The sequence below is a fragment of the Pseudomonas guariconensis genome (assembly GCF_015680235.1).
GTDB classification, from domain to species: domain Bacteria; phylum Pseudomonadota; class Gammaproteobacteria; order Pseudomonadales; family Pseudomonadaceae; genus Aquipseudomonas; species Aquipseudomonas guariconensis_A.
This window is the reverse complement of the sequence record NZ_JADLJL010000023.1, coordinates 69541-85588: the sequence shown is the minus strand read 5'-3', so window position 1 is coordinate 85588 and position 16048 is coordinate 69541. Positions and strand designations below refer to the sequence as shown.

12 protein-coding genes are annotated in these 16048 nt (G+C 65.1%); 4 read left to right on the top strand and 8 right to left on the bottom strand.

The genetic code is table 11. The annotated features are described in order from the left end of the window. The 3 genes from IRZ56_RS16295 to IRZ56_RS16285 form a co-directional block, all read right to left on the bottom strand. A partial coding sequence (locus IRZ56_RS16295) for a hypothetical protein (RefSeq protein ID WP_196145874.1) occupies positions 1–211 on the bottom strand: 211 nt, incomplete at its 3' end. A 259-nt stretch (positions 212–470) separates the two neighbouring features. Further along, the gene (locus tag IRZ56_RS16290; RefSeq protein ID WP_196145873.1) at positions 471–986 is read right to left on the bottom strand and encodes a DUF4880 domain-containing protein; all 516 of its coding nucleotides are present in this window, start codon (positions 984–986) and stop codon (positions 471–473) included. A 432-nt stretch (positions 987–1418) separates the two neighbouring features. After that, positions 1419–1736 carry a DUF6124 family protein gene (locus tag IRZ56_RS16285; protein ID WP_196145872.1) on the bottom strand — a complete coding sequence of 106 codons (318 nt, stop codon included), beginning with the start codon at positions 1734–1736 and terminating at the stop codon, positions 1419–1421. Between the two features lie 130 nt (positions 1737–1866). Between IRZ56_RS16285 and IRZ56_RS16280 the strand changes: the two genes are divergently transcribed. After that, positions 1867–2520, top strand: a complete 654-nt coding sequence (locus IRZ56_RS16280; RefSeq protein WP_196145876.1) for a LexA family protein — start codon at positions 1867–1869, stop codon at positions 2518–2520. A 141-nt stretch (positions 2521–2661) separates the two neighbouring features. Here IRZ56_RS16280 and IRZ56_RS16275 read toward each other — a convergent pair whose 3' ends face one another. From IRZ56_RS16275 to IRZ56_RS16260, 4 genes are read right to left on the bottom strand one after another with little or no spacing between them, the layout of a single operon-like run. Further along, complete coding sequence (locus IRZ56_RS16275; protein WP_196145871.1) at positions 2662–4611, bottom strand: acetyl/propionyl/methylcrotonyl-CoA carboxylase subunit alpha; 1950 nt, start codon at positions 4609–4611, stop codon at positions 2662–2664. Next, entirely contained in the window at positions 4608–5420 is an 813-nt protein-coding gene (locus IRZ56_RS16270) for a gamma-carboxygeranoyl-CoA hydratase (RefSeq protein ID WP_196145870.1), read from the bottom strand. The genes IRZ56_RS16275 and IRZ56_RS16270 overlap by 4 nt, the downstream gene beginning before the upstream one ends. A 3-nt stretch (positions 5421–5423) precedes the next feature. Next, entirely contained in the window at positions 5424–7031 is a 1608-nt protein-coding gene (locus IRZ56_RS16265; RefSeq protein ID WP_196145869.1) for a carboxyl transferase domain-containing protein, read from the bottom strand. Between the two features lie 19 nt (positions 7032–7050). Continuing rightward, entirely contained in the window at positions 7051–8214 is a 1164-nt protein-coding gene (locus tag IRZ56_RS16260; protein ID WP_196145868.1) for an isovaleryl-CoA dehydrogenase, read from the bottom strand. A 214-nt stretch (positions 8215–8428) separates the two neighbouring features. Here IRZ56_RS16260 and IRZ56_RS16255 point away from each other — a divergent pair, with 214 nt between their 5' ends. Next, complete coding sequence (locus tag IRZ56_RS16255) at positions 8429–10099, top strand: AMP-binding protein (RefSeq protein WP_196145867.1); 1671 nt, start codon at positions 8429–8431, stop codon at positions 10097–10099. 108 nt (positions 10100–10207) lie between these two features. Here the strand turns inward: IRZ56_RS16255 and IRZ56_RS16250 are convergent, their stop codons facing one another. Next, positions 10208–10372, bottom strand: coding sequence for a hypothetical protein (locus IRZ56_RS16250; protein WP_196145866.1), 165 nt, complete (start codon positions 10370–10372; stop codon positions 10208–10210). Positions 10373–10510: 138 nt separating this feature from the next. Here IRZ56_RS16250 and IRZ56_RS16245 point away from each other — a divergent pair, with 138 nt between their 5' ends. Next, positions 10511–12529, top strand: coding sequence for an alpha-1,4-glucan--maltose-1-phosphate maltosyltransferase (locus tag IRZ56_RS16245; protein ID WP_196145865.1), 2019 nt, complete (start codon positions 10511–10513; stop codon positions 12527–12529). 184 nt (positions 12530–12713) lie between these two features. Beyond that, the gene (treS, locus tag IRZ56_RS16240; protein WP_196145864.1) at positions 12714–16025 is read left to right on the top strand and encodes a maltose alpha-D-glucosyltransferase; all 3312 of its coding nucleotides are present in this window, start codon (positions 12714–12716) and stop codon (positions 16023–16025) included. The last annotated feature ends 23 nt before the right edge of the window (positions 16026–16048 follow it).

The window sequence follows — 16048 nt, the reverse complement described above, 5'->3', positions numbered from 1 at the left end:
GCAGGATGCGTGGCTGGTCCCCGTGCAGCGGGACGGCAGCGACTTCGGTGTTACGGGCCAGCGGGAGTGCTGTAGTGGCGCGGGGCCTGGGAGCGTAGGCGGTACGCAGCAGGAGGATGGGCAGGCCGCTTCGCTCGCAGGCGTTGCAGGTCCCGTTGGGGTTGGGTATCGCCTGGCGCATGGCGATGATGATGGATTTGCTGATGCTCATGGATAGCTCCGGCCGGTATAAAGGCGACAACTCGTTCCATGAGCGGGCTATTCATGGGATTCCTTGTCCTGTCACTGAGCTGGGCCTGTTCAAGACCCGCTCAAACGTTGGAAGCAGACAAGGACCATAAGGCGATGAACAATAGGCAGTCTTCCCCATAACTTCCGAAGTCATCGTGGGAAATTTCGCTTTCTGAAAAGATGTGACGAGTGCATCCAGGATCTGCTCGTGGCAAAAGCAAAGCTGAGAGGGCCGATTCTCAAACCCAAAAGCCGAAGAAAAAGACCGTCACAACACCGAGCCCCACGGCAATCGAACACCCTCCCAACGACAGCGCGGCCCGGCCATGCCGGTACCAGCCGTCATGACCCAGCTGTTGCGCCGGGGCGAGCAGGCTGCGCCAGCGCAGTTCGGTGTCCTGGAAGGCGTGCAGGTGCTCTGGGGCCGCGTCCAGCCAGCGACGGAAGTCGATGCGTTCGCTGGCGGTGGCTTCGGGATTTTGCAGGCGGACGTACCATTGGCCGGCGACGCGGGCCAGGGCATCGCCAGGCGCGCAGGTGACCTGCAGGGCTTGGTTCATGTGGCGTTCGATCGCCAGGAGGGGCAGGCCCATGCGTTTGGCGATGGCGGCGAAGCCAAGTTGATCGAGGCGGTTGAGCAGGAAAACTTGCTGGATGCGCCGCGGCAGGCGCTTGAGCCGATGGAGCAGTACGTCTTCGGTAGCCGACTGGAGGCGAGGGGTGCCGTGTTCAAGGGGCAGCAGCAGGCGGGTCATGGACAGCTCCTTGCTCAACATGAGGGGAGGGGGCATCTTCCGTGATGCGCGAGCAGCATAATCTTAACGATAGTGATTCTCAAGTACTGTTCGCGCAAAACGTTGTTACAGTCGTTCACGAATGGATACGTCTTTGCTATCATCGCGGCCATCAAGCGGTAACCTTCTTCATTAGCCTGAAGAGCCAAAAAAAAGACCCGGCAAAAAGCCGGGTCAAAAACCGTGATTAGCCTGATGAGGAGATAATCTGAGAGTCCGACCTAAGGGCTTCCAGGTTATCCAGCGGGTCTCGCGACCAGCTGAGTGCAATAATAATCGTTATCATTTGCCAGTCAAATGAATTTCACCTTTTCCGGTAAAAAAATATTACCGGTGCCCCTCCTGCTCCCCAGAAGCGGGGCTTCGTTGCCGTTCGGCGATCACGGTCATCCTTTATTTCCCTTCTTGTCGTGCCACCTCCTCGTGCTCCAGCAGCGCCCGGGCCATGTCGACCATGTGCATCAGGGCGAACATCACTTCGCGCGTCATCCCCTGGAGTTGATGGGTGGCCGTTTCATGGGCGGTAGCCGAGGCGCAGCGCAACAGGGCCAGGGCGTGCTCGTGTGCCTGCTTGGCAGACACGCCGCTGTGCAGGGTCCAGATTCTGTTGTCCAGGTTGGGACGCTGCGGCGCGGGGTTGAGGTAGTAGTCGAGGGCGCGGCGGGCGGCTTCGCTGTCGAGATCTGTTTCTTCGTTTTTCGATGGTTTCATCCTGATACCTGCTCACAGTCACTACGGAGTGGTGAATACGGAGGATAGGTCAATATGTATTATTTATCTCAAACAAGATAATTCAGGATGTGTATTGATGCGCTGGATACAGCCCGTATTGTTCTCGGCCATGGAAAACTGGAACGAATTTCTCGCGCGCTATAAGCGCGAACATGGCCTTAACCAACTAGAGCTTGCCGAACGCCTCGGGATGACCCAAGGCGGCGTGGGCCATTGGTTGCGTGGCACCCGCAGGCCGACCCTGGCGACGATCAATGAAAAATTGGAGAAGCTCGGGTTGGTCTACCTCAAGGCTCAGGTCATGGTGGTAGAGCGCGGCCTGTTGCGTGAGCCGACCGGTGCCTATACCTCGGAGCGCTCCCCTTCACCCGAAGCGCTGCGTTATGCCAGTTTCCGCTTCCCGGTGCTGGCCTGGGCCGACTTGCAAGGGGCCTTGCCCGACGCTGTCGAAGAGTCCGAGCAGACCGACTACATGCCGGCCGGCAATGCATTCTGGTTGCCTGTCGAGAACGACTCGATGAACGCCGCAAGCGGTACGAGTGTGCCCCAGGGCATGCTCATTCTGGTGGACGCGGGCCTCGAGCCGATGCCCGGCAAACTGGTGATCGCCCGCCAGCCGGGCAAGGCGGCGGTACTCAGGCAACTGATCGAGGAGGGTGGAGAGCGAATGCTCAGGCCGCTGAATACGCGGTATCCGACCGTTCTATGTGAAGACGGGTGCGAGTTTCTTGGGGTCGTTGTGCGGGTGCACGGCAAGTTCTAGATCGCCGGGCTGCTCCGCGGCCCAATCGCGTGCAAGCCCGCTCCCACAGGGGGGCGGCGCTAGCCGCTTGTTCTCTGCGCGACAGCGCAGCCCAAAGGAGCAGACTTGCCCCGCGATTGGGCCGCGCAGCGGCCCTTTGCATCATTCGGCCAGATCCACCAGCACCGCGCCCTCGCTGACCATATCCCCCTCCTGGCAGAACAGGGCCTTGACCGTACCGCCGTGGGGGGCGCGGATGCTGTGCTCCATCTTCATCGCCTCCAGCACCACCAGCGCGGTACCGGCCTCGACCACTTGGCCCGGCTCCACCAATATCCGCACGATACTGCCGTTCATGGGCGCGCCCAAGCCACCCTGGTGGCTGTGGCTGGCTTCGGCTTCGGCGATCGGGTCGAAGACGCTCACGGCCTGCATTTCCCCGTCCCATTGCAGGTACAGGGTGCCCTCACGGCGGATGGCCAGGTGTCGACGGCGCACGCCATCCACATCGTGGTACAGCTGCTCGCCGTCCAGGCGCCAGGTCGAGGGCGCGCTGTGTTCCAGCGCCACGGCCTGGTCCTGCCCGCCACTGGCCAGGTGCAGGCTGCTGTGTGCCGCCAGGCCCAGGCGCAAGCCGTCGCGCCGGGCCCAGGGCGAGGCGGGGTCGTCGTGGCGCTGGTGGGCGGAGCTCCCTTGCAGCCAGGCCTCGGCGGCCGCCTGCCAGAACGTGGCCGGCAGCGCGTTCGGTGCGGGCAGCAACTCGGCCTGGTAGCGCGGAATGAAACCGGTGTCCAGTTCCGCTGCGGCGAAGGCCGGATGGGCGAGGATGCGGCGCAGGAAGGCGATGTTGGTCTTCAGCCCGCCGATGGCGAATTCGTCGAGCATGGCCAGCAGGCGCAGGCGGGCTTGCTCGCGGTCCTGGCCCCAGGCGATCAGTTTGCCCAGCATCGGGTCGTAGAAGGGCGAGACCCCATCACCCTCGCTGACCCCGCTGTCCACCCGGCGGCCCTCGCCGGGTGCCGATTCGCGGTACAGCGCCAAGGTGCCGGTGGCGGGCAGGAATTCGTTGGCCGGATCTTCCGCGTACAGGCGCACCTCGATGGCATGGCCGACCAGCGGCACCTGGTCCTGGGTGATCGGCAGCGGCTCACCGCAGGCCACGCGGATCTGCCAGGCCACCAGGTCCAGGCCGGTAATGGCCTCGGTGACCGGATGCTCCACCTGCAGGCGCGTGTTCATTTCCATGAAGAAGAACTCGCCACGGGCATCGAGCAGGAACTCGACGGTGCCCGCGCCGACGTAGCCGATGGCCTGGGCAGCGCGTACGGCGGCCTCGCCCATGGCCTTGCGCAGCTCGGTGGACAGCCCTGGGGCCGGGGCTTCTTCGACTACTTTCTGATGGCGGCGCTGGATCGAGCAGTCGCGCTCGTTGAGGTACAGGCAGTTCCCGTGTTGATCGGCGAACACCTGGATCTCCACATGGCGCGGCTTGAGCACGTACTTTTCCACCAGCATGCGCGCATCGCCGAACGACGACTGCGCCTCACGCTGCGCCGAGGCCAGGGCATCGGCCAACTGGCTTTCTTCCTCGACCACCTTCATGCCCTTGCCGCCACCACCGGCACTGGCCTTGAGCAGCACCGGGTAGCCGATGCGCTCGGCGGCGGCGCGGAAGGTCTCCAGGTCCTGGGCTTCACCGTGGTAGCCCGGTACCAGCGGCACGCCTGCCGCTTCCATCAGTGCTTTGGCCGCCGACTTGCTGCCCATGGCGTCGATGGCGCTGGCAGGCGGGCCGAGGAAGATCAGCCCGGCCTGTTCGATGGCGCGGGCGAAGCCTGCGTTCTCGGAGAGGAAGCCATAGCCTGGGTGGATGGCCTGGGCGCCGCTGGCCTTGGCTGCCGCCAGTAGCTTGTCGATCACCAGGTAGCTCTCGGCGGCCTTGGTGCCGCCCAGGTCGATGCGGATGTCGGCTTCGCGGCTGTGGCGGGCGTCGCGATCGGTGGCGCTGTGCACGGCCACCGTGGTCAGGCCCATGGCCTTGGCGGTGCGCATGACCCGGCAGGCGATCTCGCCACGGTTGGCGACCAGCAGGGTGGTCAGGGTGCGGCTCATGGGCGCGGTTCCTTCTCGTTGGCTTGCCAGGCGGGGCGGCGTTTTTCCAGGAAGGCGCGCAGGCCCTCCTGGCCTTCGGGGCTGACACGGATGCGGGCGATGGTGTTCTCGCAGTAGCGGCGCAGCGCGGGGCTGAGTTCGCCGTCGTCCACTTCGCGCAGCAGGTCCTTGGTGGCACGCAAGGCCTGGGGGCTGTTCTGCAACAGGTTCTCGACCCAGGCTTGGACTTGGGTGTCGAGTTCGGCGGCCGGGTAGACCTCGGCCAGAAGGCCCAGCTCGCGGGCCCGCACGCCACTGAAACGTTCGGCGGTCAGGGCATAGCGACGCGCGGCGCGTTCGCCGATGGCCTTGACCACGAATGGACTGATCACTGCCGGGGCCAGGCCGATGCGCACTTCCGACAGGCACAGCTGGGCGTCCTCGGCGCCGATGGCCATGTCGCAGCAGCTGATCAGGCCCAGGGCTCCGCCGAAGGCTGCCCCTTGCACCACGGCCAAGGTCGGAGCCTTGAGCCGGTGCAGGGCATACATCAGCTCGCCCAGCTCATGGGCGTCGTCCAGGTTGGTGTTGAAATCCAGCTGCGCCGACTGCTGCATCCAGGCGAGGTCGGCACCGGCGCTGAAGTGCCGGCCACGGCCGCGCAGCAGCACGAAACGCAGGCTGGCATCTTCGGCGAGCTGGTCGAGGGCGACGATCAATTCGCGGATCATCTGCGCGTTGAAGGCATTGTTCTTGTCTTCGCGGCTCAGCCACAGGGTGGCGAAACCGCGAGGGTCCTTGATGACTTCCAGGGTGCTGAAATCGCTCATCGGTCACATCCGGAAAATGCCGAAGCGGCTCTGTTCGATCGGGGCGTTCAGCGCGGCGGACAACGCCAAGCCGAGCACGTCGCGGGTTTGCGCCGGGTCGATGACACCGTCGTCCCACAGCCTTGCGCTGGAGTAGTAGGGGTGGCCCTGGCGCTCGTACTGGTCGAGGATCGGCTGCTTGAGCCTGGCCTCGTCCTCGGCGCTGAAGGCGCTGCCGGCGCGTTCGCTCTGCTCGCGCTTGACCTGGGCCAGCACGCCTGCGGCCTGCTCGGCGCCCATCACGCCGATGCGCGCGTTGGGCCACATCCATAGGAAGCGCGGGTCGTAGGCGCGGCCGCACATGCCGTAGTTGCCGGCACCGAAGCTGCCACCGATGATCACCGTGAACTTCGGCACCTGGGCGCAGGCCACCGCGGTCACCAGCTTGGCGCCGTGCTTGGCGATGCCGCCTTCCTCGTATTTCTTGCCGACCATGAAGCCTGTGATGTTCTGCAGGAACAGCAGCGGGATGCCGCGCTGGCAGGCCAGCTCGATGAAGTGCGCGCCTTTTTGCGCCGCTTCGGCGAAAAGGATGCCGTTGTTGGCCAGGATCGCCACCGGGTAGCCGTGCAGGTGGGCGAAACCGCATACCAGGGTGGTGCCGAACAACGCCTTGAATTCATCGAACACCGAGCCATCGACCAGGCGCGCGATCACTTCGCGCACATCGAACGGCTGCTTGGCGTCGGCGGGGACCACGCCGTACAGCTCCTCGGCGTCGTACAGCGGGGCGATCGGCGCCTGGCGCTGCAGCTTGCCGAGCTTGTGCCAATTGAGGTTGGCCACGCTGCGCCGGGCCAGGGCCAGGGCATGCTCGTCGTTGTCGGCATAGTGGTCGGCCACGCCGCTGGTGCGGCAGTGCACATCGGCGCCACCCAGGTCCTCGGCGCTCACCACCTCGCCGGTGGCAGCCTTCACCAAGGGCGGGCCTGCAAGGAAGATGGTCGCCTGCTGGCGCACCATGATCGCTTCGTCGGCCATGGCCGGCACGTAGGCGCCGCCGGCGGTGCACGAGCCCATCACCACGGCGATCTGCGCAATGCCCAGGGCGCTCATGTTGGCCTGGTTGAAGAAGATCCGCCCGAAGTGCTCGCGGTCGGGGAACACCTCGTCCTGGCGTGGCAGGTTGGCCCCGCCGGAGTCCACCAGGTAGATGCACGGCAGGCGGTTCTGCAGGGCGATGGCCTGGGCGCGCAGGTGCTTCTTCACCGTCAGCGGGTAGTAGGAGCCGCCTTTGACCGTGGCGTCGTTGGCCACGACCATGCATTCCACCCCTTCGATGCGGCCGATGCCGGCGATCACGCCGGCGGCGGGTACGTCTTCGCCATACACCTCATGGGCGGCCAGTTGGCCGATCTCGAGGAACGGCGAGCCTGGGTCGAGCAGCCGGTCGATGCGCTCGCGCGGCAGCAGCTTGCCCCGTGAGGTGTGCCGCTCCTGGGCCTTCGGGCCGCCGCCCTGGGCGACGTGGGCGAGCAGGGTGCGCAGGGCCTGGACCTGCTCGCGCATGGCCGCGCTGTTGGCGGCGAACTCCGCCGAGCGCGGGTTGATCTGGGTATGCAAGGTAGCCATTGGCGCCGGTTCCTCGTGCTCAGCGGGTTTCGTTGAACAGTTCGCGACCGATCAGCATCCGCCGGATCTCGCTGGTGCCGGCGCCGATCTCGTACAGCTTGGCGTCGCGTAGCAGGCGGCCAGCCGGGAATTCGTTGATATAGCCATTGCCGCCGAGGATCTGGATCGCCTCCAGGGCCATCTGGGTGGCGCGCTCGGCGGTGTAGAGGATTACCCCGGCGGCGTCCTTGCGGGTGGTCTCGCCGCGGTCGCAGGCTTGCGCCACGGCATACAGGTAGGCGCGGCTGGCGTTGAGCTGGGTGTACATGTCGGCGATCTTGCCTTGGATCAGCTGGAACTCGCCGATGCTCTGGCCGAACTGCTTGCGGTCATGGATGTACGGCACCACCAGGTCCATGCAGCTCTGCATGATCCCGGTCGGGCCACCGGAGAGCACCACGCGCTCGTAGTCCAGGCCGCTCATCAGTACCCGTACGCCACCGTTGAGCTGGCCGAGAATGTTTTCTTCGGGCACTTCCACGCCATCGAAGAACAGCTCGCAGGTGTTGGAACCGCGCATGCCCAGCTTGTCGAACTTGTTGCTGCGCGAGAAGCCTTTCCAGTCGCGCTCGACGATGAATGCGGTGATACCGTGGGGGCCCTTGTCCAGGTCGGTCTTGGCGTAGATCACGTAGGTGTTGGCATCGGGGCCGTTGGTGATCCAGGTCTTGCTGCCGTTGAGCACGTAGCGGTCGCCGCGCTTCTCGGCGCGCAGCTTCATCGACACCACATCGGAGCCGGCGTTGGGTTCGCTCATGGCCAGGGCGCCGATGTGCTCGCCGCTGATCAGCTTGGGCAGGTATTTTTGCTTCTGCTCATGGGTGCCGTTGCGGTTGATCTGGTTGACGCACAGGTTGGAATGGGCGCCATAGGACAACGCCACCGAGGCCGAGCCACGGCTGATCTCTTCCATCGACACCACGTGGGCCAGATAGCCCAGGCCCGCGCCGCCGTATTCCTCCGGCACGGTGATGCCCAGCAGGCCCATGTCGCCGAACTTGCGCCACATGTCGGCGGGGAACAGGTTGTCTTGGTCGATCTGCGCGGCGCGCGGGGCCAGCTCGGCGGCAACGAAGGTGCGCACCTGGTCGCGGAGCATGTCGATGGTTTCGCCCAAGGCGAAGTTCAGGGTGGGATAATGCATGCGGGGGCACCTTCTTGTTCTTGAAATAAGGGATGTTGCACCGCCTCCTACAAGGTAGGTGCAAACCTGGCGTTCGTTTTTCACCTTTACGTTAACGTAAACCTGGCTTTGGAAGCTGTCAATCGACTCGTGACCTTTACGTTAACGTAAATCTGCGCCAGAGTAGCCGCGCTTGCTTCAGTCATGCCCAGAACAACCACAAGAAGGGACATCCATGAGTCAACCAAGCTACACCTGCGGTCGTCAGGACCGCCCGTTGTTGACCCTGACCATCGGCCAGGCCTTCGACGCCACCGTGGCCCGCTACCCCGACGGCGAGGCCCTGGTGGTGCGGCACCAGGGGCTTCGCTACAGCTGGCGGCAACTGGCCGAGGCAGTCGATGGCCATGCCAGGGCGCTGATGGCCCTGGGCGTGCAGGTCGGTGACCGGGTCGGGATTTGGGCGCCCAACTGTGCCCAGTGGTGCATCCTGCAACTGGCCAGCGCCAAGGTCGGCGCGATCCTGGTCAACATCAACCCGGCCTACCGGGTCGGTGAGCTGGAATACGTACTGCGCCAGTCCGGTTGCAGCTGGCTGGTCTGCGCCGATGCCTTCAAGACGTCTGACTACCATGCCATGGTCCTGGGTCTGGCTCCCGAGCTTGCTACCTGCACGCTTGGCCAGCTGGCCAGCGAGCGGCTCCCGGCGTTGCGTGGAGTGGTCAGCCTGGCAGCGAACCCGCCGGTCGGCTTCCTGCCCTGGGGCCACCTGGCCGAGCGGGCAGGGCAGACGGCTCCCGAGGCCTTCGAGGCCCGCCAGCGCAGCCTGCAGTTCGACCAGCCGGTGAACATCCAGTACACCTCCGGTACCACCGGCGCGCCCAAGGGGGCCACGCTCAGCCACTACAACATCCTCAACAACGGCTACATGGTCGGTGAAAGCCTGGGCTTGTCCGAGCGCGACCGCATGGTGATCCCGGTGCCGCTGTATCACTGCTTCGGTATGGTCATGGCCAATTTGGGTTGCGTCACCCATGGCAGCACCATGATCTACCCCAACGATGCCTTCGACCCAGGCCTGACCTTGCAGACCGTGGCCGAGGAGCGCGCCAGCATCCTCTATGGCGTGCCGACCATGTTCATCGCCATGCTCGACCACCCCGGCCGCGCCGGGCTGGACCTGTCCAGCCTGCGCAGCGGCATCATGGCCGGCGCCACCTGTCCGATCGAGGTGATGCGCCGGGTGATCGAGCAGATGCACATGGCTCAGGTACAGATCGCCTACGGCATGACCGAGACCAGCCCGGTGTCGCTGCAGACTGGCCCGGACGATGAGTTGGAGTTGCGCGTGACCACGGTCGGCCGCACCCAGCCGCAGCTGGAAAGCAAGCTGGTGGACGAGCACGGCAATATCGTCCCGCGGGGCGAGATCGGCGAGCTGTGCACCCGCGGCTATAGCGTCATGCTCGGCTACTGGGGCAACCCCCAGGCCACCCAGGACGCCATCGACCCGGCCGGCTGGATGCACACCGGCGACCTGGCGGTAATGGACGAGCAGGGCTATGTGCGCATCGTCGGGCGCAACAAGGACATGATCATTCGCGGAGGCGAGAACATCTACCCGCGCGAGCTCGAGGAGTTCTTCCATACCCACCCGGCGGTGGCCGATGCCCAGGTGATCGGTATCCCCTGCAGCCGGTATGGGGAAGAGGTGGTCGCGTGGATCAAGCTGCACCCTGGGCACAGCGCGACCGCCGAGCAATTGCAGCAGTGGTGCAAGGCGCACATCGCCCATTTCAAGGTGCCGCGGCATTACCGGTTCGTCGATGAGTTCCCGATGACGGTGACCGGCAAGGTGCAGAAGTTCCGCATGCGTGAGATCAGCATTGCCGAGATCAAGTTTTAACCCGGGTAGGCCTTACTGGTCCTATCGCGGGGCATAGCGCTATGCCTGTGGGGGTGGGCTTGCCCCGTGATAGGGCCGGTACTGCCGAATCGAGATCCTGAACCTTGTCTATCCTTTGCCTTTGACCGGCGGCTCCTCGCTCGGCGGGTCGCCCACCGGCGGCGGCGTGCCCGGCTTGGTCGGCTCCTCCGGGTCCTCTTCAGGCTCCGGTGGTGGCAGGGTCGGGTCGTCGATGTTCGGGTCCGGCGTCTCCGGTGGAATGGGAATACTCATGGCCTGGCCTCCCAGGGGAAATACGGCGTCGTTGCAGGCTTTGACTCGGCGCCGCGCCGTTCGCTCAATTTTTTTGAACCCCCGGCAGCTCCCACGGCTCTGAACCCTTACCGCCACTGCAAAAGGGAGCAAGGTTCGATGTCAGGTAATGAGCCCTTCGAAAGCGTGCCCATGGCCAATGATCACCCGGACCAGGCGATCAGCCTGTCCCAGGCGTTGCTGGCGCCACGTATCGTGATCGAGGACACCCAGCCGGTACTCGATGCCGGCACCTTCGCCACCAAGGCGGTGCGCGGCCAGCCGGTGGCGGTGAGCAGCAAGGTCTATACCGATGGCCATGACCGCTTGGCGGTGACCCTGCACTGGCGCCAGGCTCACAGCCGGCGCTGGCACTGCACGCCGATGCACTCACCGGGCAATGACCTATGGCTGGCCGAATTCACGCCCCAGGAACTGGGCCTGCACCTGTTCAGCATCGAGGCCTGGATAGACCCGTTCGCGACCTATTGCCATGACCTTGAGAAGAAGTACCACGCGGGCGTCGACGTCACCCTCGAACTGGAGGAGGGCCGGCTGCTGCTGGGCAAAGGCATCGAGCGCAGCGACGGCCTGTTGCGCGAGCAGCTCGAGCAATTGCAGCAGCGCCTGCCGACCTTGGCCCCGGATGACCAGGTGGCCTTGCTGCTGCGGGCCGACACGGCCTTACTGATGAGCGAGGCCGAGCACCGCAGCTACCTGACTCGCAGCGCTGAGTTTCCGGTGGATGTGGACCGTGAACAGGCCTTGTTCGCCAGCTGGTACGAGCTGTTCCCACGCTCGATCACCGACCGCCCTGAGCGCCATGGCACGTTCAACGACGTGCACCAGCGCCTGCCGATGATCCGTGACATGGGCTTCGACGTGCTGTACTTCCCGCCAATCCACCCCATTGGCAACAAGCACCGCAAGGGCCGCAACAACGCTTTGCAGGCCGAGCCAGGCGACCCGGGCAGCCCCTATGCCATCGGCAGCCCCGAAGGCGGTCACGATGCCATCCACCCACAGCTGGGCAGCCGCGAGGATTTCCGCCGCCTGGTGGCCGCTGCCGCCGAGCATGGCCTGGAGATCGCCTTGGACTTCGCCATCCAGTGCTCCCAGGACCACCCCTGGCTCACCGAACATCCCGGTTGGTTCAGCTGGCGCCCCGACGGCACCATCCGTTACGCCGAGAACCCGCCGAAGAAATACCAGGACATCGTCAACGTCGACTTCTACGCCGCCGAGGCTGTGCCATCGCTGTGGTTGGCCCTGCGCGATGTAGTGGTCGGCTGGGTCGAGGAGGGCGTGCGCACCTTCCGTGTCGACAACCCGCACACCAAGCCGCTGCCGTTCTGGCAATGGCTGATCGCCAATGTACGCAGCCGCTACCCGGATGTGATTTTCCTCGCCGAGGCCTTCACCCGCCCGGCGATGATGGCGCGCCTGGGCAAGGTCGGCTACGCCCAGAGCTACACCTACTTCACCTGGCGCAACACCAAGCAGGAGCTGCGCGAATACCTTCAGGAACTCAACCAGGCGCCATGGCGCCATTGCTACCGGCCCAACTTCTTCGTCAACACGCCGGACATCAACCCCTACTTCCTGCAGACCAGTGGACGCGCGGGCTTTCTCATCCGCGCCGCCCTGGCGACCATGGGCTCCGGGCTGTGGGGCATGTATTCGGGCTTCGAGCTGTGCGAAGGCACGCCGCTGCCGGGCAAGGAGGAGTACCTGGATTCGGAGAAGTACGAGATCCGCCCGCGGGACTTCACCCAACCGGGCAACATCGTCGCCGAGATCGCCCAGCTCAATCGCATCCGCCGGCAGAACCGCGCCCTGCAGACCCACCTGGGCATCGAGTTCTTCAACTGCTGGAACGACAACATCCTGTACTTCGGCAAGCGCACTCCGGAGCGCGACAACTACATCCTGGTGGCCGTGAGCCTGGACCCGCACAACGCCCAGGAGGCGCACTTCGAGTTGCCGCTGTGGGAGTTGGGGCTGGACGACGCCGCCGACACCCATGGTGAGGACCTGATGAACGGCCACCGCTGGACCTGGCACGGCAAGACCCAATGGATGCGCATCGAGCCCTGGCATCTGCCGTTCGGTATCTGGCGCATAGAGAAACCCTATTAGGGCCGTTGTGCAGCCCATCGCGGGACAAGCCCGCTCCCACAGGGGCCGTGCCGCATGACGGACCGCAAGGGCTCCCCCGGGGGCCGCGTTGCATGATGACAACACTGGACCTGTAGGAGCGGGCTTGTCCCGCGATAGGCCGCGAAGCGGCCTCAATGGCAGCCAAGACAGGAAGGAGTCGCCCATGGCCAAGCGTTCCCGCCCACAAGCCTTCATCGACGACCCGCTGTGGTACAAGGACGCGGTGATCTACCAATTGCACGTGAAGTCGTTCTTCGACGCCAACAACGACGGTATCGGTGATTTCGCCGGGTTGATGAGCAAGCTCGACTATATCGCCGACCTGGGCGTCAACACCCTCTGGCTGCTGCCGTTCTACCCCTCGCCACGGCGCGACGATGGCTACGACATCGCCGAATACAAAGCCGTGCACCCCGACTACGGCAGCATGGCCGACGCCCGGCGCTTCATCGCCGAGGCCCACAAGCGCGGCCTGCGGGTGATCACCGAGCTGGTCATCAACCATACCTCCGACCAGCACCCCTGGTTCCAGCGCGCCCGTCACGCCAAGCGCGGCAGCAAGGCCCGGGACTTCTACGTGTGGTCGGACGACGACCAGAAATACGACGGCACGCGGATCATCTTCCTCGACACCGAGAAGTCCAACTGGACCTGGGACCCGGTCGCCGGGCAGTACTTCTGGCACCGCTTCTACTCTCACCAGCCGGACCTGAACTTCGACAACCCGCAGGTGATGAAGGCGGTGATCGGCGTGATGCGCTTCTGGCTCGACCTGGGCGTCGATGGCCTGCGCCTGGACGCTATTCCCTACCTGATCGAGCGCGACGGCACCAACAACGAGAACTTGCCCGAGACCCACGCGGTGCTCAAGGCCATCCGCGCCGAGATCGACGCCAACTACCCCGACCGCATGCTTCTGGCCGAGGCCAACCAGTGGCCCGAGGACACCCGGCCGTATTTCGGCGAAGGCGACGGCGACGAGTGCCACATGGCCTTCCACTTCCCGCTGATGCCGCGCATGTACATGGCCCTGGCCATGGAAGACCGCTTCCCCATCACCGACATCCTGCGCCAGACCCCGGAGATCCCGGCCAACTGCCAGTGGGCGATCTTCCTGCGCAACCACGATGAGCTCACCCTCGAGATGGTGACCGACCGCGAGCGCGACTACTTGTGGAACTACTACGCCGAAGACCGCCGCGCGCGTATCAACCTGGGCATCCGCCGACGCCTGGCGCCGCTGCTGCAGCGTGACCGCCGGCGCATCGAGCTGCTCACCAGCCTGCTGTTGTCCATGCCTGGCACGCCGACCCTGTACTACGGCGACGAGCTGGGTATGGGCGATAACATCTACTTGGGCGACCGCGACGGTGTGCGCACGCCCATGCAGTGGTCGCCGGACCGCAATGGCGGTTTCTCCCGTGCCGACCCCCAGCGCTTGGTGCTGCCGCCGATCATGGACCCGCTCTACGGCTACCAGACCGTCAACGTCGAGGCCCAATCCCACGACCCGCACTCGTTGCTCAACTGGAACCGGCGCCTGCTGGCCGTACGCAAGCAGCAGAAGGCCTTCGGCCGGGGTACCTTGAAGATGCTCACGCCCAGCAACCGGCGCATCCTGGCCTACATCCGCGAGTACACCGATGCCGAGGGCAACACCGAGATCGTGCTGTGCGTGGCCAACGTCTCTCGCGCCGCCCAGGCCGCCGAGCTTGACCTGGCGCCGTATGCCGACAAGGTCCCGGTAGAGATGCTCGGCGGCAGCGCCTTCCCGCCCATTGGCCAGCTGCCATTCCTGCTGACCTTGCCGCCCTACGGCTTCTACTGGTTCCTGCTGGCTTCGCGCGACCGCATGCCCAGCTGGCACCTGGAACCGGCCGAAGGCCTGCCGGAGCTGACCACCCTGGTACTGCGCAAACGCATGGAAGAGCTGCTCGAAGCGCCCTCCAGCGACACCCTGCAAACCACCATCCTGCCCCAGTACCTGCCCAAGCGCCGCTGGTTCGCCGGCAAGCAGGGGCCGATCGACCAAGTGCGCCTGAACTATGGCGTGCGCCTGGCCACAGCCACCACGCCGGTGCTACTCAGCGAGCTGGAAGTCCACAGCGACGGCGCCGTGCAGCACTACCAGCTGCCGTTCGGCCTGCTACCTGAAGAGCAGATCAACAGCGCCTTGCCGCAACAATTGGCATTGTCGCGGGTGCGCCGGGGCCGCCAGGTAGGCTTGATCACCGACGCCTTCGTGCTCGAGCCGTTCATCCGTGCCGTACTGGGCAACTGCCAGGCCGGTACCCGCCTGGCCTGTGGCACCGGCGAGCTGCGCTTCGACAGCACCGCACAGCTGGCCACCCTGGAACTCAACGAAGACAGCGAAGTACGCTACCTCAGCGCCGAACAGTCCAACAGCTCGGTGGTGGTGGGCGGCAGCCTCGTGCTCAAGCTGATTCGCCGGGTCAACCCAGGCATCCACCCGGAGCTGGAAATGAGCGCCTACCTGACCGCCGCCGGCTTTGGCAATATCTCGCCGCTGCTGGCGTGGGTCAGTCGCGTGGACGAGCAGGGCCAGCCGTACCTGTTGATGATCGCCCAGGGTTACCTGAACAACCAGGGCGATGCCTGGGACTGGACGCAGAACACCTTGGAGCGTGCCGTGCGCGACGAGATGGAGCCTTCCACCGTCGAGCCCGAGGCGCACACTGACGCCCTGGCCGAACTCACAGGCTTCGCCGCCTTGCTCGGCCAGCGCCTGGGCGAGATGCACCTGTTGCTGGCCGCCCCTACCGACGACGAGGCGTTCCAGCCGCGTCCCAGCAGCGAACAAGACTGCGCCCGCTGGAGTACGCAGATCAGCGCCGAGCTTGCCCACGCACTGGACCTGCTGGCCCAGCATCGCGATGGCCTCGACGGCGACAGCCAGGCCCTGGTCGACGACCTGCTGCAACAGCGCGACGGCCTGGCCCAGCACGTCGACACCCTGGCCCGACAGGCCCAGGGCGGCCTGCTGATGCGTGTGCATGGCGACCTGCACCTGGGCCAGGTGCTGGTGGTGCAGGGCGATGCCTACCTGATCGATTTCGAAGGCGAGCCCGCGCGGCCGCTGACGGAGCGGCGCGCCAAGCACAGCCCGTACAAGGATGTCAGCGGCGTGCTGCGTTCGTTCGACTATGCTGCTGCGATGATCCTGCGCAGCGCCTCGGCGGTAGACCTCTCCGATGCTGCGCGCCAAGCCCGGCAGCGAGTCGCCCGGCAGTACCTGCACCAGTCGCGCCATGCCTTCGTCGAGGCCTATGGCCTGGCCACTGCCGCCATGCCCCATGCTTGGGAGCAGGCCGAGGGCGAGCGTGCCGCGCTGGAGTTGTTCTGCCTGGAAAAAGCCGCCTACGAAATCACCTACGAAGCCGAGAACCGCCCGGGTTGGCTGGCCGTGCCTTTGCATGGGCTGCATGGGTTGATCAGTACCTGGGGTGAGTTGTGAGTTCGATATTCACGGGGCCGCGG